The sequence below is a fragment of the Priestia koreensis genome, from assembly GCF_022646885.1.
GTDB classification, from domain to species: domain Bacteria; phylum Bacillota; class Bacilli; order Bacillales; family Bacillaceae_H; genus Bacillus_AG; species Bacillus_AG koreensis_A.
Genome location: NZ_CP061868.1, coordinates 2345424 through 2361761, shown reverse-complemented (window position 1 = coordinate 2361761; position 16338 = coordinate 2345424). Strand labels below are relative to the sequence as shown.

Sequence of the window (16338 nt, the reverse complement as noted above, 5' to 3'; positions counted from 1 at the left end):
GCTCTTTTTTTGCCGTTTTTTAGTATATTCATTTTTCCATACATAATCTGGATATGTTATCATTTAATAGAATAATTTGGATCAACATAAACGCAGCAGACGTTAGCTGTGATCTTCAAACACAAATCCAGCCGCCTGTAACGGACCTGTTGTAATAATTTTAGCCAACTGTTTGGCTAACTCCTCTGGTGTTTGGCGCTGTTCACTCTGAATCCACCATGTTAGCACCCCTCTAAATGCGGAGGCGACGAAATGGGTTAATAAGTCCTTAGGAATATGAAAATCCTCATCCCTTAGGTTCATCAAGTCGTATTCGTGAATGAATTTTTGTCTAATCGCTTCATACATTTTAATGTTAAAGTCGTAAATGCCGTTTTTCCCAAGCATAACTTTGTAAAAATCCTCATGGCGTTGAACGCTTCCAAATCCACTCACAATGTGCTCGTGAATATGGCTCATTTGAACTTTTCGGTCTTTAATGTGCTGAGAGGGATTAAAGCTTGTGATTAGGTCAGTAAGGACTTCATCGCTAAGTGTTGCTAACAGTTCGTATTTATCACAGTAATGCAAATAGAAGGTCGCGCGATTAATCATCGCTTCGTCAGCGATGTCCTGAATGGTAATGGCATTAAATCCTTTACTGTCAATGAGTAAGAGAAAGCTGTCTCGAATGGCCTTTCGTGTTCGGCGTACGCGAAGATCGGTCTTTTTAGTCATTTTCATTCCTCTTTCTTTCAAAATAATTGATACTTTTTGTCAAACTGTCGTTTAACTGACAAATGCCACGTTATTGCGTATTGAGCGAAACGTCTAGTTGCCTAATAATGTTATTGAATCATCAATATGACAAATAAACAACATCATGTTGTCTAAAAGAGGGGATTATTTTATGTTTAGATTATTCTTAAAGCAGAAGATGGTATGGTTAGGATTACTAGGAATAGCAGTAGCCGTGGCTATTTTCACCTTTGCTTTTATGGGTTCAACGACAAATCCAGTTCCAAAAGACTTACCGATTGCAATGGTAGTAGAGGATACGGGTTCAAAGACACCAGATAATAAACTAATTAACCTCGGAAAAAGGATCGAGAAGAGTTTAGGCAGCACGGGAGAATTGCCTGTGAAGTGGGGAATGGAAGCGAGCGAAGAAGACGCGCGTCAAAAGATGGATGAGAGAAAATATTATGCAGCGATCGTTTTGCCAGAAGATTTGACTGCTAATGTGATGAGCTTACCAACCGAAAAAGCCAATATCCCTGAGGTGAAGATTCTCATTAATGAAGGGATGAATTACACAGGAGCAACGGCGAGCAAGCAGATGCTTGAGGGAATAATCATGAAAATGAACAATCAAGTGCAGCAGATGATGTATGATCAGATCGCCAAACAAACAAACGTCGTCACGATTAACCAAGCCAAACTGTTAACAAATCCGATTCATACTCAAGAGGAAAGAATTAACAAAGTAGGGGAACGTAGTGGAAATGGGAATTTGCCTACGATGCTCACACAAACGCTTTGGCTGACAACGTTCATTAGCAGTATGATTTTATTTGTGGCTATGAGAAAAATTACTCATACAAAACTTAGACTTTCCTCCGTTGCTGCACAGTTAGTTACAGGTGTGCTATTTGTAGGGGTCATTTCGGCGGTCATGCTAACCATTGCCACATCTGTCTTAAACGCAAATATCACTGACGTATTGTCAATGTCTGTGTTTGTCTTTTTTGTTGGGTATATGTTTTTCTTACTGCAAAATGCGCTCTTAAATTGGATTGGATTTGCAGCAGCGCCCATTTTTCTTTTGTTATTCTTCTTTTCAATGCCGATCTTAAGTTTACCGAAAGAATTTTTACCAAGCTTGACGAATGATCTTCTTTATTCATGGGTACCGTTCCGCTTTAGCGTAGATGGAATGAGAAGCTTATTATTTTTCGACGGATATCATATTGGCGCACCTGGATCGGTACTAGGACTAATAGGGGTTGGCTCACTGCTTGTCATGGTTGCCTCCGTATTAAAACCATCGAAATTATCTGTCAAAAAGCAAGTAACGGTTGACAACTAATCAAAACCTTAATATAATCGGCATATTGAAATGAAGGTAGTTAACACAGCATATGTGAGCGCAACGATAAGGAAGAGTAGAAAAGGAACCTAAACGCACAGAAATTCGTTCCACGGCTGAAAGAACGATCGTGAGCCCTTTTTGAATGTCACCTTTGAGCTTTACTGATGAAATGGATAAAAAGCCAGATTAGTGAGTAACGGTTAGTCTCGTTAATAGACTGAAGTCGAGTAGACTTCTAGAGCCTGTTTTCTGTAAGGAAAGCAGGGAAGTTGAGTGGTATCGCGATTATATCGCCTCAGCAGCTGACCAGGGAAACCTGGATGTTGCGAGGCGTTTTTATTTTGTCGTAAACGAAAACTGTGCTGTTTTACCTGTTCATTCTATCGCCTAAAGACGGTAGTGTTGTTTTGAATTTTCTTAATATTTACAACTTGGAGGTTTTCGTATGTCCAATAAAGCACCGTTTTCGTTTGTTTTAGTCATTGGATTAATGTTATTTGCTTTGTTTTTCGGCGCGGGGAATTTGATTTTTCCTCCTATGCTTGGGCAGTCGGCAGGAACTAATTTTTGGGAAGCAAACCTTGGTTTTCTCGTTACGGGGGTCGGACTTCCGCTTATGACGGTTCTTGCGTTTGGTTTCTCAGGAAAAACGGATTTATTAGAACTTGTAAAACGAGTTCATCCCGTGTTTGGGCTAATTTTTTCGATTATTCTTTATTTAACGCTTGGCCCACTCTTTGCACTCCCGAGATCGGGAACCGTTTCATTTGAAATTGGGGTGACGCCGTTTTTACCAGAGGATCATGGCCCGCTTCCATTGGCTATTTTCACGATCTTGTTTTTTAGCTTAACGTGCGTTTTAGCACTGAATCCAACAAAGATTGTCGATGTGATTGGGAAAGTATTAACGCCGCTAAAGCTAACGTTCATCGGTCTTTTAGTCCTCATTGCGGTGATCAAACCGATCAGTCCGATACAGGCACCGGTCAAAGCGTATGAGTCCCATGTCTTTTTTAAAGGCTTTCAAAACGGGTACTTGACGATGGACACGCTCGCTGCGTTTGTTTTTGGCATTATCATTATTAATGCGATGAAGGAAAAAGGCATTACAAGTAAAAAGCAAATCATGATTACGTGTGCCAAAGCAACAATTATTGCGGCTGTTATCTTAGCAGCGCTCTACACCGCACTTGCCTACATGGGCGCATCAAGCGTAGGGGAGTTAGGCTATTTCGAAAACGGTGGTCGCATTTTGTCTAGCGTGTCACAGTATTATTTTGGTTTTTACGGACAAATTCTCTTAGGATTAATGATTACCGTGGCGTGTTTGACGACAAGTGTCGGTCTTATGACATCCTGTTCTTCCTTTTTCAATAAGCTGTATCCGAAGCTTTCGTACAAGTCATTCGTAGTGATTTTATCGGTTCTAAGCATCGCGATTTCAAATGTGGGGTTAACGAATTTAATCAAGTTCTCTGGACCTGTGCTTGAGATCATCTATCCAGTGGCGATCGTTTTAGCGATCTTAACATTCCTACACCCTGTGTTTTTTGGAAAGAGTGAGGTGTACCAGGTAAGTTTATTCTTTACACTTGTTGTAAGCGTATGTGGAGGGCTTTCAGTTAAAAGCATTGACGATGTGCTATCTCCGATTCTACCGCTTTATAGCGATGGACTTGGATGGGTATTACCAGCATTAGTGGGAATGTTGATTGGAGGAGTTATTGGCTTTTTACGAAATGCGGGTGGATCGTCTGTTCCGCATAAATAATGGAGAGTGTGATTGAATTCTGTATTTTCTAATAATTTTCGTTTCTCTTTTGTGAAAATATGATATGATAGTGTTAGGCTATTTATCTAAAAGCAAGGAGACTACGAGGATGGAAAAGAAACGACTGTTATCTACAGTGCTTGTTACGTCACTAGTGGCCATGGGTTTTTCTACGTTCACAAAGGCTCCAACCGTACAGGCTCAATCTCAACAAACCGTTTCTCCACAAAAGGAATGGGAGTTTGTTTTTGACCATGGCATGAACAAAGAGCTCATAGTAAACAAGGGAATTTACATTAAAAATTCAAAAGAACAAATTATTTCAACGAAAATTCATATAAAAGATGATCATACGGTGATTGTGAAACCGCCTGTGAAGGGATACAGGTCAGGTGAAACATACCGTCTTTACATTAAAAAGGGGATTGACCTACAGTACGGAGAAAGTGGCAAACCAGCGATGATCGTGTTTAAAGTTAAATAAAAGTACAAAAAGAAAACCGATGCTTGGTTTTCTTTTTTTTGCTGTTCCTGCTTAATAAAAAAGTTTGTTAGGTGTCTTCACAACTTGCTTGAGGAAGAATGTTTATCATGGTGTAATGCATATAGTAAAGCATATCGCATAAAAGGGGTTCACATAAATAGTAGAACGTAAGGGGAAAAGTGAAGCTTCTATAGGGAAAGGGAGATCGGATTATGATTCTGTCTCATCAATTGTCGGTGGAACAAAAATCATATGTGAAGCAGTTAAAAGAAAAAATTGCAGATACCCGTTCAACAGAGGAAAAAAAGCTTCTTCAACAGCAGCTCAATGCATATATTGAGCGGATTTTTATTGAGCATCGAATACAAAGACAAAAAGAGCTCACGTAAACTCAGTGATTTGTGCTGGGGGAAATTAGAAAAGCCTTTGGTAGATACCAAGGGCTTTTTCTATTTGTCGGGCGATTTAAACGTCAAAAGGGGCATCATCCCTCATTATTCCCGGTGTAGGTGTGATATGGGAAGGAATTTAGGGACGGAGAGAGAATAGTTTACACACAAAGGGGAGGGATAAAGCATAATGAGCACATATTATCTGACAGGCCGTGTTACACGTTCATTAGCCCTTACAGATACAGAAGTAATGAGTACGGTTGATTTGTTTGTGAGCATGATGGAAGAAGCGACAGGCGTGTTAAAAGAAGCCGCCTCTTATTGTCCAAGTGTATCAGTAATGAAGAAATGGTTGCACGATCATCCCGTTGAGGAGGCAGGCCCTGTTCATGTATTGATACAAAGAAAGCTAACAAGAGAGCTCGAAAAGGTTATAGATGAAGCCATTTACTATATGCAACGCTATAACCAGATCTTTTTAAATGAAGGTCACCTATTAAAAGCGTTATGTAAAAGTAATCATCCTTATTGGCTCTCATTTGTGTGCGACTGCGAAATACCAGTTGAGAGAATCGCGATGCGTACGATCTATGCGCGAAATTTAGAACGATCATTACACGATCTATCATTTTTAGAAAGATCAAATGACATTGAGCGTGCCGCGTACAGCGAAAAAGAGGAAGTGCTTTCCTTCGTAAGAGAGAATTTTTCGAGCAAGTGGGCTGACACGGTTTCTGAAGCTTTCAACCAACAAGTCATGCCTTTGTTTCTAGCTAAGAACGAAAAGAAAATCGTTGGCTTTGCCGTCTATGATACATATGAGCAGCGAAGCCAACACTTTGGACCAATGGGGGTACTGGTGTCAGAACGAAAGCGAGGTATTGGAGAGCGCCTTGTGAAGAGATGTCTTCAAGATATGAAAGCAAAAGGATATGAATCGGTGATCTTTTATGAAGCAGGTCCGATTGAATTTTACGAAAAAGTTTGCGGTGCGCAGCTGCTTCCGCAGTAGCAGTGGACAATTAGGATCTTTTTTTAGACTGTTTCATAACATGTGGGGGCAGGCCGATTGAAAGAGGCCCCATTGGTGGTGAAGCTTGTGGCGCCATACTGCCGGAACTTCCGCTAGGCCCACCACTAGAAGAGCCTGAGCTTCCTCCGAGAGATGCCATCGTGCTTGCTGGAGAAGTGTTTTGGCTACCAGATCCTGATGTTTCAACACTGTTTGAGATAGGGGAAATCGTGTGAACGGGTCCGAAATTAATAATGCCTCCGCTTACGTCACCAATGGTAATTGAATCAATTTTAAAATTACACATGTGAGTATCAAAGCCTTTCTATCAAAGTTGTTTCTACTCTATTTATATGTCACTGATAAACGGCTTGTATACGCATATATCCTATAAAAAACGGCTTTCTTCCAAGTAAGAAGATAGCCGTTAAGAAATTATCGTTCATATCCAAAATAGATTAGATTCATATAGTCATCGGAATAAGGTTGAATATCATAGACTTGCCAGTTGCCTGAAGAATCTTTTTTCATGCGGTACAGAGCAGACGCATCCTTTGGAGCCGTCATGGTGGTCGAATTGAGCTCGACCGTTAACGAATACGTATAGTCTTTTACGCTAAACGCAGCAAAGTGTCCAGAAACGTATACAGGCTTCACAGTAAAATCTTGATCCGGAACGTAGGTCATTTTGGCCCCTTCATTCATAATATCCTGTACGAGAGTGGAATAGTTGTTAATGACCGCGCGATAAAAGCCTGTTCCTTCACGTCCGTATAAGTTTGTTAAGCCTTTAAAATCTTGCTTTACTAAAAGATCTTGTCCTTTTAAAATGTGATTTTTTAAGAAGGTAGCTGCTTCCGTTTGTTCATTAGCTGTCACAGCTTCCTGATGGAGGGCACGATTCATCATCACAATAGCTTCACCGCGTGTCGCATTATCTGTCGGTTTGAAAAGAGTGCCGCTTCCTTTTACAATACCATTCGCTGCCGATTTATAAATGGCTTCAAATGCCCATGGGTAAGAGCCCGCAGGAACGTCTGTAAAGCCTTTTGTAGCCGTAACATCTTTAAACGGTACGGAACTTTGGAAGGCACGATACACCATCACCGCAATCTCTGCACGAGTAATCTTTTGCCCTGGTGCAAACTTCCCGCCAATTCCTTTAATAATCCCATGGCTACTAGCAATCGTTGCCGCGTTGTAATAGGCGCTACCTGGTTTTAAATCAGCGAATGACATCGCATTTCCCTTTTGCTTCAAGCCAAGTGCATTTACGATCATAATCACAAATTCACCGCGCGTAATGGAATTTCGAGGATAAATATAAACCGCTCCGTTTTTGTCAATGCTGCCGTTGATGACATTTGAATAGAGAAACTCTTGAATGCTTGTGTACATTTCCGTGTTCACAGAACCCGGAACAACGTCTTGTGTGATGTACAAGTCCACCGGCTTATCCGCTGCATAGGCAGAAGAAATACCGCCAATAGGTAATAGCGAAGCTGCTAGTGCTACAGCCAGACCTCTTTTAATTTTTTTCATGTTCGCCCTCCAACTGGATTTTTATGGATTTAAATAGAATAATATTGTAATTCTACCATAATGTTTAAGTGGGGTAAATGGGAGGCATGAGACGATGTATCTAGTAAAATAGAATAATGTATCTATTTTATTATGTCCTTTAAATGGAAAATTTAGTATGATATAGACTGGGCCATTTTGAATGAAGGGAGCGATAAGATGAAAAAAATGTTCAGGTGGCTAATCATTATGATTGGTGCAGTGTTGTTTCTAGCAGGGTGCTCAGAAACCTTAACGAATGGGACTAGCTCAAATACAAAGCGTCATAAGACGATTTATAAAGTAGCACCACAATCGGCAGAAGAAATGAATCAGCAAAAAACAGGTAAGCTTGTAAAACAGTATATAAAAGGGAATGAAGACGAAGGCGAGAGCTTATACATAAAAGACAAAAAGAAGCTCACAAAGGCAATGAAAACGGAAATTCAAGCCTTCATAAAAAAAAGTCCCGATGCCTCTGGGAAGGAAATTTACAATTTTCTAGTCTACCTACTTGGAAGCGGAGCCTATCAGTCTAATAGCTATGAAATGAGTAATTTTGCACCGGATTTTCAGTATCCAGATGATGTTAGCGTCAAGCAAGATGATGTGGAGAAGAATGAAACAGCTGATCAAACCGTTGAAAAACAGCAGGAAATGATGGATCAAGTGGAGGATGATGACCTTCCTTCAGCGGAGATTCCGGCTCCTCTTTTAAAAGGCGTTGATCCTTGGAAACACGTAGAAGAGATGAAGCGATTTGATAAAATTAACGACACATACGTGTTAATTAGTCAACGAGAATACGATCGATTAATGGACGCGTACGATTTTTTAGTCGGGGAAAAGCTAATCGACAAAGAGACAGCTGAAGACGTAGAAAAGCGCATTCTAGGGGCGAAAGATATGCGTGATACGTATGCTGAACAAGTTCGAGATAAGAAATTTACCGAAATGAATGAAGAAATTAATCGAATTGATGAAGCAATTAATCAAGTGAAATCGGAAAAATAAGGGCGTTATCTACTTCGTGAAAATAGAGAAAAGTTAGCGAATAATCGCTAACTTTTTTTGTGGAAAAATTGCATGCAGTGTGTGAAAATAAAGATACAGGGAACAATGGTTATCCTGTATCACAGCTGCATTGAAACGGAGGTATTCCGCATGACGCACAGACAGAAAAACAAAGAAAAGATAAGCTGGTTTCGAGCGTTGCTATACGCAATTGGAATTGCCTTTCTTGTGCGTACGTTTCTTATTACTCCCTATACTGTATCAGGAGCTTCAATGAATCCGACGTTAGAAAACGGTGAGCGTTTGTTTATTAATAAATTGGCTGCATCGCTTGGAGACATTAAGCATGGTGATATCGTGATTATAAAAAACAAAGAGCAGGCCAAAAAACGTCACTATGTAAAGCGTGTGATTGGGCTTCCGGGAGATACAATTGAGATGAAGAGAGATCGGCTTTACATCAACGGGAAAATTATTCAAGAGCCGTATTTAAATCATAACTTAAAGCAAGCACAAGAATACGACATGCTTCTTACAAACGATTTTGGACCAATGAAAGTTCCGGAGCATTTTTTCTTCGTAATGGGGGATAATCGACTAATCAGCAAAGATAGTCGTAACGGGCTAGGCCTGATTAGTGAAAAACGAATTATTGGCACAAGCGAGTTCGTGATGTATCCGCTAAAAAAAATGCGTCATACAAACTGAGTGACAGAGAAGTCACTTTTTTTCTTGACTATAGTTAGATATCTAACTATAATAGCAATATGGCGAAGAAAAATGCAGTATCACTTATTAGTCGAATTAGAGAAGAAGCCAATCATCTTCTGTTGTCAGAGCTTCATAAACGTGGGGTAACAGGTCTTGCACCTTCACACGGTGATTTACTGTGGGCACTATATAAATTTAAGCGTCTGACGATGAAAGAGCTGGCGGAAGCAATTTATCGAACAAAACCAACGGTTACAGTTCTTGTCAATAAGCTTGTTAGTTTGGAGCTGATCCAAAAACAACGAGCTGCTGAGGATAGTCGCGTGACCTATATTACCTTAACTAGAAAGGGCGAAGAACTTCAAGGAATTTTCCAAGAAGTTTCAGACGTGCTAAATGAGGTAGTGTACGGTGATTTATCTTCTGGAGAACAAGTTCAGCTAGAGGAATTGCTCGAAAAAGTATTAGGTAGGTTTTGAATCTGCCTTTTCTTCGTGCTGATAGTTAGATATCAAACTAAAAGAGGAGAATGAAAAATGAATCATTTAATCGTGTATGCTCATCCAAATCCAGAAAGCTTTAATCACGCTATTTTAAAAACAACAGTAGCTTCATTAGAAGAACAGGGTCACCATGTAGTTGTGCGTGATTTGTATAAGCTTCATTTTAATCCGATTTTAAGTGGACAAGACTTTGAAACGTTTCAAAAAGGGGAAACGCCAGCAGACATAAAAGCCGAGCAAGAATATATAACAAATGCTGATGTTGTAACGTTCATTTACCCTATTTGGTGGACAGGTCTTCCTGCTGTGTTAAAGGGCTACGTAGATCGCGTATTCGCATATGGATATGCGTATGCATATGGTGAAGACGGAACGATGCAACGCCTACTTAGCGGTAAAAAAGGCTTTATGATTAATACACATGGAACGCCAAAAGAAGTGTATGATGAAATTGGGATGACACAGTCGTTAAAACAAACGTCTGATACAGGGATTTTTGAGTTTGTGGGCATTGAGCCAGTTGGTCATTTATTGTTCGGTGGGGTACCACAAGTGGACGATGCGGCGAGAAAAGAAATGCTAGTAGAGGTTAAACAAACGGTAAAAGCGTTATTTTAATTAAAAAAAGAGGCGGAAATTTTTCGCCTCTTTTTTATATCTATTAACGAAAGCGCTGCTTTCTCATCCACTGTGTCGCAATCCACTTTTCTCCTTTAATGACTGGCAGTCCCGCATGAAGCGTTTGCTCGTTCAAATGGGCATCATGGTAAAAGTATTCAAAATAAACGGCCATGCCTTTTTGGGGAGTGACGGAAAAGTTAAGCTTTGGAAAATACGTTTCTCCTCCTTCTTCTACGTCGTTTAAGTACATCACAAGCGTACTAATGCGGTTGTTTGAGCTTGCTTTACTTGTGGAAGCAAAAAAATCATAATGCTCTTTGTATTCTTGACCTGGCATATACTTTAGTATTTGTAGGCCATCACCATGTTCAATAGGGATGTTCATAATAGACGAAATTCGTTTTTCAATGATGGTAATGATATCGCTTTCGTTTTCATCTAAAAACGTTCCACTGCTTGTTCGAATATCGTTCACAGAACGAGTAGATCCAATTTTCGAGCGCTTCATATTATCGGTTGAAACGGCAATTAATTCGTCGCATTCCTCATCGCTTAGCACATTTCCTAACACGACTACAAGCGGCTCTTCTAATCTCGCAATAATTTGAATTTCTCGGTCTTCTGTTTGAATGCTACGTCCTTTATGATCAAAAATGGTTTGTTCCTTCGTCATTGTATGTTCTGTCATTTTTTCCATCTCCTATTAATCCTACAAAAAAGCTCCTCTTTAGGGCGTTTGTAGTTGTGACACCTTTTTATAGCAAACAAGGAATCTTACATCTATTTTATAAGAAAAATGCAGGAAAGTAATCATGTTTTTTCGAATATATACATTCATTTCATAAAATCAGTTAGGAAAATGTGTTAGGTTTTGACAATAGAGGACCCAAAAGATGAAGATGGAAGAAATAAGGGAGGGGAACAGATGAAAAAATCGACGCAGCAAGAAATCTGGATGTGGGTGAAAACCATTTTATGGGCCGTTGCGATTGTCCTATTGCTCGAGCGCTTCGTATTTGTCCCAACTGTCGTTCAGGGTGTATCAATGATGCCGACTTTACAGGATGGTAACCGCCTGATTGTGAGTAAGCTTGGTGAAATTAAGCGGTTTGACGAAATTGTGTTTCGTGCTCCAGATGCACCTAAAAATTATGTGAAACGCGTGATAGGCTTGCCGGGCGATACAATTGTTTTAAAAGAGGATCAATTATATATTAACGGAGTGCTTACCCCTGAGCCTTATCTTGACAATAGCAAGAAAAAGCTAGCAGTAGGGGATTATCTCAATGACGATTTTACACTAGAAATGCTAACAGGTGAGTTGCGAGTACCAAAAGGTCATTTGTTTGTGATGGGAGATAATCGCCCGCGTAGCCATGATAGCCGTGAGTTTGGTTTTATAAAAACATCCTCTGTGATCGGGCAGGTAGAAGTGAGAATTTGGCCGTTAAATAAAATTGGAAGCACGAAATAACGCGTTAGGGCTTATACACGTATCGTTTCAAACAAAACGTGCCAAGCATGCTTCCACCGACCGCCCCCCATTCTGCTAGACCACTTTTCTTAAGGGCGTAATAAATGAGGGAACCGGCCAAAATTTCTGTGCAGAAAAAACGTGTCATCATGCGTCGGTCCACGACTAGGAAGACAAACGTTGGTGAAGTGGACATCGTACCATCTCCTTTTAGGAAAGCAGGTGTGCTTCTTTGTACATATGATGAAGAAGCCTCCCTTATACCAGATTATCTCGCACAAAAGCGGTGTAGAAAAGTGTTCTACACCGCTTTTTGTTAGGATAGAAATCCGCTCACCCATGAAATCCAGTGGGCAGCTGGTATGAGAATTACCTGTGCCAAGAGCGTTCCGAAGAAACGTGAAATCATTAGCCAGCCGTAAGCTTTTGACATTGAATCTGCCCCTTGAGTTTCGTTAAGCGCTCGTTCGGTCATAAGCGCAATATGCGGATCTAAAAATAGCGTTAACAAAATAGTTGCCGCTCCGTTAACGACGCCACTCGCCATACTAGAAGTAGTCGCATGTGTAGGGTCTAGCACAGAAGCATAGAGGGCAGCTAAAACCCCTGTCGTGTAGATCGAGGTAATGACCATGTTCGTTAGCATGAGACGCTTTGGTACGCCTCCAACACGTAAACGTTTAATCATACTAATCTTTGGTGCTCTTACGTACGTACGCGTTCGTGTGAGCTTTTGAATATTGGATACTTTCATAAGGGCAACAATAGAGCCTTCTACTTCAAAACGGGTGATTACTTTCGTTGCCAAACGTGTGAATGTTGGATAGAGCACAATGGATAGAAGTGTTCCAAATGAACCCGCAAGAAGCACAAGGCGAAAGACGTGAAGCACGTCGGTCGTAGAGCCGTGCTGTTTAGCTTGATCGACGATGCCGCCGAGCATAGGGGCTTGAAATAAGTTAGATGTCCTCGAAATCAAAAGCACAATCCCCGTAAGTGATAACGCAACCGCAATTTTTCGTAAGCGAATGCCGCCTAGCCGAATACTGTAGCTAGACGTTTCTGCCGCGTGAATAACGGTCGTCAACAATAAAATCAGTACAAGTGTCATCAAAATCCCTACTTTGTTTCAAAATCTTACCTATTATAGCGCAAGTGTGGGTACATGTATAGAAAATCAATAAATGCAAAAGATGATGGGACATACAGGTGCGTTATAAAAAAAGATTTCTGCTCATATACACACTAGTAACATATAACAAGGAGGAAGAGAAACGAAATGGAGAAGGAACAAACCGTTGATTCAACGTACATACAGCAACACCTCGCAAGTGAGCGTACGTATCTTGCCTGGATTCGTACAGCGATCGCCATTGTAGGCGTAGGTTTTTTAGTAACGAATCTACATTTTAATAAGTTGTCTGAAATGTCTACGTGGGCGGATACCGTGGTCACGACGATCGGCTTTTTATCTGTTGCTTTAGGTGTGCTCACGATCATCGTATCAACCGTCAGCTATATGCGTAAACGTGGTCAGATTAATACGCAAACGTTTAAAGCATCGTACGGAAACGTCATCTTTTTATCGGTGAGCCTGCTCGTAATTTTCGTTGCTTTTTTCGTATACCTTCTAAAAGTGATGACTCATATGTAAACGAAAACCCGCTGTCAAATGCAGCGGGCTTTTGTTATAGAAATAATGTTTGGTAAATCAGAAAAATGTTTAGGCAAACGACTAACACCGCAATGATCCAAGCTATGATCGTGGTCATGGGATGATTGACGAGAGATCCCATCACTTTTTTCTTACTTGTAAACAGAATGAGCGGAATAAGAGCAAAGGCAATGCCAAACGATAGGATAACCTGACTGACGACGAGAGCCGTTGTTGCGTTCACCCCAAGACCGATAATGACAAGAGGCGGGATAATGGTAATAAATCGTCGTAAATAAATCGGAATGCGTCTGCGGATAAATCCTTGCATAATCACATCCCCAGACATCGTCCCAACAGAAGAGCTCGAGAGCCCAGAGGATAAAAGACCGACTCCAAATGCAATGGCAGCAAATGGCCCAATTAAATGATCAAATTGAGTAAAGGCCACGTCTAAGTCCTCAATATTTAATCCGTTTTTAAAGAAAAGAGCAGCAGCGACAATCAGCATGCTTGCGTTGATTGCTCCAGCGATAATCATCGCAATGATAATGTCGATGAATTCAAATCTAAAAATTAGCCGCTTTTCCCTATCATTTGTACCACGCACGCGCTTTTGGGTTAAAGAAGAGTGCAAATATATCGCATGTGGCATAACGGTTGCCCCTAAAATACCCGATGCTAACAATACGCTATCCACACCTTGAAACTGTGGAACGAAAAGCCCTCTCACAATACTCTGACCGTCTGGATGGGCTAAAAATGTTTGTAACCCAAAGGCCAGAACCACGACAAACACCATCGCGGCAATCCCTGCTTCTAAAAAGCGAGCACCGCGACGCTGCAGTTCTAAAATCGCAAATGACCCAACAGCTGCAAGAAGAGCAGAAGGAAAGAGCGGGAGTCCGAACAATAAATAAATTCCTAAAGCCGCCCCAATAAATTCGGCTAGGTCGGTCGCCATAATGACGAGCTCTCCTTGAATCCATAAACCAACAGAAACCGGTTTTGGAAAGTACTCGCGTGCTAATTCAGGTAGATTATGTCCTGTTGCAATGCCTAACTTAGCAGAAAGCGATTGAATTAAAACGGCCATTAAGTTTGAAACAAGAACGACCCATAGTAGCATATAGCCATATTGAGAACCGGCTGCAATATTTGTTGCAAAGTTACCAGGATCAATGTACGCCACAGAGGCGATAAAAGCTGGGCCTAAAAAAGGAAGAATTCGCTTCCAGCCTTTCGTTTTTCCGCTTAGGACATCTTGAGCGCTTTGTTCAAAAGCTGACAGCGTTTTTTGCTCGTCTTTCATGTGTTGTGCCTCCTTTCTAATTTTTAGCCCAAGACGAAAATAGTTTCTTTTAGGATAAAAAGTTGAATTAATGCAAATTATATATCATTCTGCAAAGAAAACGCAATTCATTGAGTTTAAGTGTAGTGCTTTTGCCTCTTACTATTCCCCAAATAAAAAAATGCCCCTAAGAATTCTTAGGGACGATGTAAAAAGAAGGGGTCTAACAATGAGACTATACTGAGTAAAGCAGCTTACAAAATGATTATACACCATTAAAAACATTTTTCCTATAGATTTACTTGGAATTTTTAAAAAAATTAAAAAATAAAGAATTGATAAGGTAACATTATACAAAAAAGAAAGATAACTGCTATAATGGAAGGGGAATTTGTCCTATACATATCTGAAGTTTATTTTATGGTTTTATCGGAAGAAAGAATGAGGAAGTGAAAACATGTCAAGTGGAACGAAAGAATTACTCTCCTGGGTTAAAGCGATTGTCATTGCGGTAGTCATCGCCTTTTTAATCCGCCAATTTTTATTTACCCCGTCTCTTGTAAAAGGAGAATCCATGATGCCTAACTTGCAGGATGGGAACCGTCTAATCGTCAGCAAAATTAGTAAAATTGAACGCTATGATGAAATTATCTTCCATGCACCGGATGCGGACGAAGAGTACGTAAAGCGTGTAATCGGTTTACCGGGCGATACGGTTGAGATGAAAAATGATCAGTTGTACATAAACGGAAAAGCGGTGCCAGAGCCCTACTTAAAACAAAAGAAATCGGAGCAGCCAGAGGGAACGCTTCTAACGGAGGATTTTACCTTAAACAGTCTTTTTGGGGTGGAGAAAGTACCAAAGGATACGCTTTTTGTATTAGGAGATAATCGTCCCGCTAGTAAAGATGGGCGCATCTTTGGATTTATAAAAAAAGACTCGGTGGTCGGAGAAGTTAAGCTCCGTATTTGGCCGCTTAATAAAATTGGGTTTCCAAAATGATACTAGTAGAGGCGAATGTCTCTACTGTTTTTCGTTATAGGCAGTGAAAAAGAAGCAAGAGGCGCATGCCTCCTTTGGAAAACGAGCAGTCTATCTGAGAAGGAGGCAAAATAAGGAGTTAAGTAGGATATTTTCCTTGTTCCTTCGCTAAAAGTTGGCGTTTCGGTCTTTTTTATGGCATGATTAATACTTGAATATGGAATTTGGATGAAACGACGAGGAAGTGAAAGAATGTCAAGCGGAACAAAAGAATTTTTATCATGGGTTAAAGCCATTGTCATCGCAGTAGTAATTGCTTTTTTAATTCGCGAATTTTTATTTACGCCATCGCTTGTAAAGGGAGAATCAATGATGCCAAACTTGCAGGACGGCAACCGATTGATTGTGAGCAAAGTGAGCAAGCTCGAGCGCTATGATGAAATTATTTTTCATGCTCCTGATGCCGATGAAGATTACGTAAAACGCATTATTGGATTACCTGGTGATACAGTGGAAATGAAAAACGACACGCTCTATATAAATGGAAAAGAAGTGCCAGAGCCTTACCTTAAAGAAAGCAAAGCAAAGCTTCAAGAAGGAGAGGTTTTTACACCAGATTTCACGCTTACTGAAATTACGGGTAAAAAGAAGGTTCCTGCTGATTCGCTTTTCGTACTAGGCGATAATCGACCTGTTAGTAAAGATGGACGCTATTTCGGCTTTATAAAAAAGGATTCAGTTGTAGGAGAAGTAAAAGCCCGCATTTGGCCACTTAATGAAATTGGAAATCCAGAATAA

The 16338-nt window shown here is 40.5% G+C and carries 20 protein-coding genes and 1 other annotated feature; of the genes, 13 read left to right on the top strand and 7 right to left on the bottom strand.

Annotation, left to right across the window (positions count from 1 at the left end):
- Nucleotides 1-102: 102 nt before the first annotated feature.
- Nucleotides 103-717, bottom strand: a complete 615-nt coding sequence (locus tag IE339_RS12060) for a TetR/AcrR family transcriptional regulator (RefSeq protein ID WP_242167795.1) — start codon at nucleotides 715-717, stop codon at nucleotides 103-105.
- Between the two features lie 172 nt (nucleotides 718-889).
- Here IE339_RS12060 and IE339_RS12055 point away from each other — a divergent pair, with 172 nt between their 5' ends.
- From IE339_RS12055 to IE339_RS12035, 5 genes are all read left to right on the top strand, one after another.
- Nucleotides 890-2068: a YhgE/Pip domain-containing protein gene (locus tag IE339_RS12055; protein ID WP_242167793.1), complete on the top strand. Its 1179-nt coding sequence runs from the start codon at nucleotides 890-892 to the stop codon at nucleotides 2066-2068.
- Between the two features lie 54 nt (nucleotides 2069-2122).
- Nucleotides 2123-2372, top strand: a binding site (T-box leader).
- A 144-nt stretch (nucleotides 2373-2516) separates the two neighbouring features.
- A complete protein-coding gene (gene brnQ, locus IE339_RS12050) occupies nucleotides 2517-3842 on the top strand; it encodes a branched-chain amino acid transport system II carrier protein (protein WP_242167791.1) in 1326 nt (441 codons plus the stop codon).
- 109 nt (nucleotides 3843-3951) lie between these two features.
- The gene (locus tag IE339_RS12045) at nucleotides 3952-4326 is read left to right on the top strand and encodes a hypothetical protein (RefSeq protein WP_242167790.1); all 375 of its coding nucleotides are present in this window, start codon (nucleotides 3952-3954) and stop codon (nucleotides 4324-4326) included.
- 212 nt (nucleotides 4327-4538) lie between these two features.
- Nucleotides 4539-4715: a hypothetical protein gene (locus tag IE339_RS12040; RefSeq protein ID WP_242167787.1), complete on the top strand. Its 177-nt coding sequence runs from the start codon at nucleotides 4539-4541 to the stop codon at nucleotides 4713-4715.
- Nucleotides 4716-4905: 190 nt separating this feature from the next.
- Nucleotides 4906-5730: a GNAT family N-acetyltransferase gene (locus tag IE339_RS12035; RefSeq protein WP_242167784.1), complete on the top strand. Its 825-nt coding sequence runs from the start codon at nucleotides 4906-4908 to the stop codon at nucleotides 5728-5730.
- A 10-nt stretch (nucleotides 5731-5740) separates the two neighbouring features.
- Here IE339_RS12035 and IE339_RS12030 read toward each other — a convergent pair whose 3' ends face one another.
- Both IE339_RS12030 and IE339_RS12025 read right to left on the bottom strand, forming a co-directional pair.
- Nucleotides 5741-6037 carry a spore germination protein gene (locus IE339_RS12030; RefSeq protein WP_242167783.1) on the bottom strand — a complete coding sequence of 99 codons (297 nt, stop codon included), beginning with the start codon at nucleotides 6035-6037 and terminating at the stop codon, nucleotides 5741-5743.
- Nucleotides 6038-6165: 128 nt separating this feature from the next.
- Nucleotides 6166-7272, bottom strand: coding sequence for an S-layer homology domain-containing protein (locus IE339_RS12025; RefSeq protein ID WP_242167781.1), 1107 nt, complete (start codon nucleotides 7270-7272; stop codon nucleotides 6166-6168).
- Nucleotides 7273-7470: 198 nt separating this feature from the next.
- Here IE339_RS12025 and IE339_RS12020 point away from each other — a divergent pair, with 198 nt between their 5' ends.
- The 4 genes from IE339_RS12020 to IE339_RS12005 all read left to right on the top strand — a co-directional run bounded on the left by IE339_RS12020 (nucleotide 7471) and on the right by IE339_RS12005 (nucleotide 10136).
- Nucleotides 7471-8304 carry a hypothetical protein gene (locus IE339_RS12020; RefSeq protein WP_242167779.1) on the top strand — a complete coding sequence of 278 codons (834 nt, stop codon included), beginning with the start codon at nucleotides 7471-7473 and terminating at the stop codon, nucleotides 8302-8304.
- A gap of 150 nt (nucleotides 8305-8454) precedes the next feature.
- On the top strand, nucleotides 8455-9012 hold the full coding sequence (gene lepB / locus IE339_RS12015; RefSeq protein ID WP_242167777.1) for a signal peptidase I: 558 nt from the start codon (nucleotides 8455-8457) through the stop codon (nucleotides 9010-9012).
- Between the two features lie 59 nt (nucleotides 9013-9071).
- On the top strand, nucleotides 9072-9494 hold the full coding sequence (locus tag IE339_RS12010; RefSeq protein WP_242167775.1) for a MarR family winged helix-turn-helix transcriptional regulator: 423 nt from the start codon (nucleotides 9072-9074) through the stop codon (nucleotides 9492-9494).
- Nucleotides 9495-9551: 57 nt separating this feature from the next.
- The gene (locus IE339_RS12005; RefSeq protein WP_242167773.1) at nucleotides 9552-10136 is read left to right on the top strand and encodes an NAD(P)H-dependent oxidoreductase; all 585 of its coding nucleotides are present in this window, start codon (nucleotides 9552-9554) and stop codon (nucleotides 10134-10136) included.
- A gap of 43 nt (nucleotides 10137-10179) precedes the next feature.
- Here the strand turns inward: IE339_RS12005 and IE339_RS12000 are convergent, their stop codons facing one another.
- The gene (locus IE339_RS12000) at nucleotides 10180-10827 is read right to left on the bottom strand and encodes a 2OG-Fe(II) oxygenase (RefSeq protein WP_242167770.1); all 648 of its coding nucleotides are present in this window, start codon (nucleotides 10825-10827) and stop codon (nucleotides 10180-10182) included.
- Nucleotides 10828-11064: 237 nt separating this feature from the next.
- On the opposite strand from IE339_RS12000, the gene lepB (IE339_RS11995) reads away from it, so the two are divergent.
- Complete coding sequence (gene lepB / locus IE339_RS11995; protein ID WP_242167768.1) at nucleotides 11065-11613, top strand: signal peptidase I; 549 nt, start codon at nucleotides 11065-11067, stop codon at nucleotides 11611-11613.
- A 4-nt stretch (nucleotides 11614-11617) separates the two neighbouring features.
- Here lepB (IE339_RS11995) and IE339_RS11990 read toward each other — a convergent pair whose 3' ends face one another.
- A complete protein-coding gene (locus tag IE339_RS11990; RefSeq protein WP_242167766.1) occupies nucleotides 11618-11809 on the bottom strand; it encodes a hypothetical protein in 192 nt (63 codons plus the stop codon).
- 120 nt (nucleotides 11810-11929) lie between these two features.
- Nucleotides 11930-12724, bottom strand: a complete 795-nt coding sequence (locus IE339_RS11985; protein ID WP_431522769.1) for a lipid II flippase Amj family protein — start codon at nucleotides 12722-12724, stop codon at nucleotides 11930-11932.
- Between the two features lie 168 nt (nucleotides 12725-12892).
- Between IE339_RS11985 and IE339_RS11980 the strand changes: the two genes are divergently transcribed.
- Nucleotides 12893-13267, top strand: coding sequence for a YidH family protein (locus tag IE339_RS11980; protein ID WP_242167764.1), 375 nt, complete (start codon nucleotides 12893-12895; stop codon nucleotides 13265-13267).
- A gap of 34 nt (nucleotides 13268-13301) precedes the next feature.
- Here the strand turns inward: IE339_RS11980 and IE339_RS11975 are convergent, their stop codons facing one another.
- Nucleotides 13302-14579 carry an Nramp family divalent metal transporter gene (locus IE339_RS11975; protein WP_242167762.1) on the bottom strand — a complete coding sequence of 426 codons (1278 nt, stop codon included), beginning with the start codon at nucleotides 14577-14579 and terminating at the stop codon, nucleotides 13302-13304.
- Nucleotides 14580-15015: 436 nt separating this feature from the next.
- Here IE339_RS11975 and lepB (IE339_RS11970) point away from each other — a divergent pair, with 436 nt between their 5' ends.
- Both lepB (IE339_RS11970) and lepB (IE339_RS11965) read left to right on the top strand, forming a co-directional pair.
- Nucleotides 15016-15561, top strand: coding sequence for a signal peptidase I (gene lepB / locus IE339_RS11970; RefSeq protein ID WP_242167760.1), 546 nt, complete (start codon nucleotides 15016-15018; stop codon nucleotides 15559-15561).
- Between the two features lie 231 nt (nucleotides 15562-15792).
- Nucleotides 15793-16338, top strand: coding sequence for a signal peptidase I (gene lepB, locus IE339_RS11965; protein ID WP_242167757.1), 546 nt, complete (start codon nucleotides 15793-15795; stop codon nucleotides 16336-16338).

Bases quoted from the DNA above. Each gene is read 5' to 3' on its own strand.
- IE339_RS11975 (WP_242167762.1), bottom strand. From the start codon at position 14,579: ATGAAAGACGAGCAAAAAACGCTGTCAGCTTTTGAACAAAGCGCTCAA.
- IE339_RS12020 (WP_242167779.1), top strand. From the start codon at position 7,471: ATGAAAAAAATGTTCAGGTGGCTAATCATTATGATTGGTGCAGTGTTG.
- lepB (WP_242167757.1), top strand. From the start codon at position 15,793: ATGTCAAGCGGAACAAAAGAATTTTTATCATGGGTTAAAGCCATTGTC.
- IE339_RS12010 (WP_242167775.1), top strand. From the start codon at position 9,072: ATGGCGAAGAAAAATGCAGTATCACTTATTAGTCGAATTAGAGAAGAA.
- IE339_RS12055 (WP_242167793.1), top strand. From the start codon at position 890: ATGTTTAGATTATTCTTAAAGCAGAAGATGGTATGGTTAGGATTACTA.
- lepB (WP_242167768.1), top strand. From the start codon at position 11,065: ATGAAAAAATCGACGCAGCAAGAAATCTGGATGTGGGTGAAAACCATT.
- IE339_RS12005 (WP_242167773.1), top strand. From the start codon at position 9,552: ATGAATCATTTAATCGTGTATGCTCATCCAAATCCAGAAAGCTTTAAT.
- lepB (WP_242167777.1), top strand. From the start codon at position 8,455: ATGACGCACAGACAGAAAAACAAAGAAAAGATAAGCTGGTTTCGAGCG.
- IE339_RS12040 (WP_242167787.1), top strand. From the start codon at position 4,539: ATGATTCTGTCTCATCAATTGTCGGTGGAACAAAAATCATATGTGAAG.
- IE339_RS11980 (WP_242167764.1), top strand. From the start codon at position 12,893: ATGGAGAAGGAACAAACCGTTGATTCAACGTACATACAGCAACACCTC.
- IE339_RS12035 (WP_242167784.1), top strand. From the start codon at position 4,906: ATGAGCACATATTATCTGACAGGCCGTGTTACACGTTCATTAGCCCTT.
- IE339_RS12030 (WP_242167783.1), bottom strand. From the start codon at position 6,037: ATGTGTAATTTTAAAATTGATTCAATTACCATTGGTGACGTAAGCGGA.
- IE339_RS12000 (WP_242167770.1), bottom strand. From the start codon at position 10,827: ATGACAGAACATACAATGACGAAGGAACAAACCATTTTTGATCATAAA.
- IE339_RS11985 (WP_431522769.1), bottom strand. From the start codon at position 12,724: ATGACACTTGTACTGATTTTATTGTTGACGACCGTTATTCACGCGGCA.
- brnQ (WP_242167791.1), top strand. From the start codon at position 2,517: ATGTCCAATAAAGCACCGTTTTCGTTTGTTTTAGTCATTGGATTAATG.
- lepB (WP_242167760.1), top strand. From the start codon at position 15,016: ATGTCAAGTGGAACGAAAGAATTACTCTCCTGGGTTAAAGCGATTGTC.
- IE339_RS11990 (WP_242167766.1), bottom strand. From the start codon at position 11,809: ATGTCCACTTCACCAACGTTTGTCTTCCTAGTCGTGGACCGACGCATG.
- IE339_RS12045 (WP_242167790.1), top strand. From the start codon at position 3,952: ATGGAAAAGAAACGACTGTTATCTACAGTGCTTGTTACGTCACTAGTG.
- IE339_RS12025 (WP_242167781.1), bottom strand. From the start codon at position 7,272: ATGAAAAAAATTAAAAGAGGTCTGGCTGTAGCACTAGCAGCTTCGCTA.
- IE339_RS12060 (WP_242167795.1), bottom strand. From the start codon at position 717: ATGACTAAAAAGACCGATCTTCGCGTACGCCGAACACGAAAGGCCATT.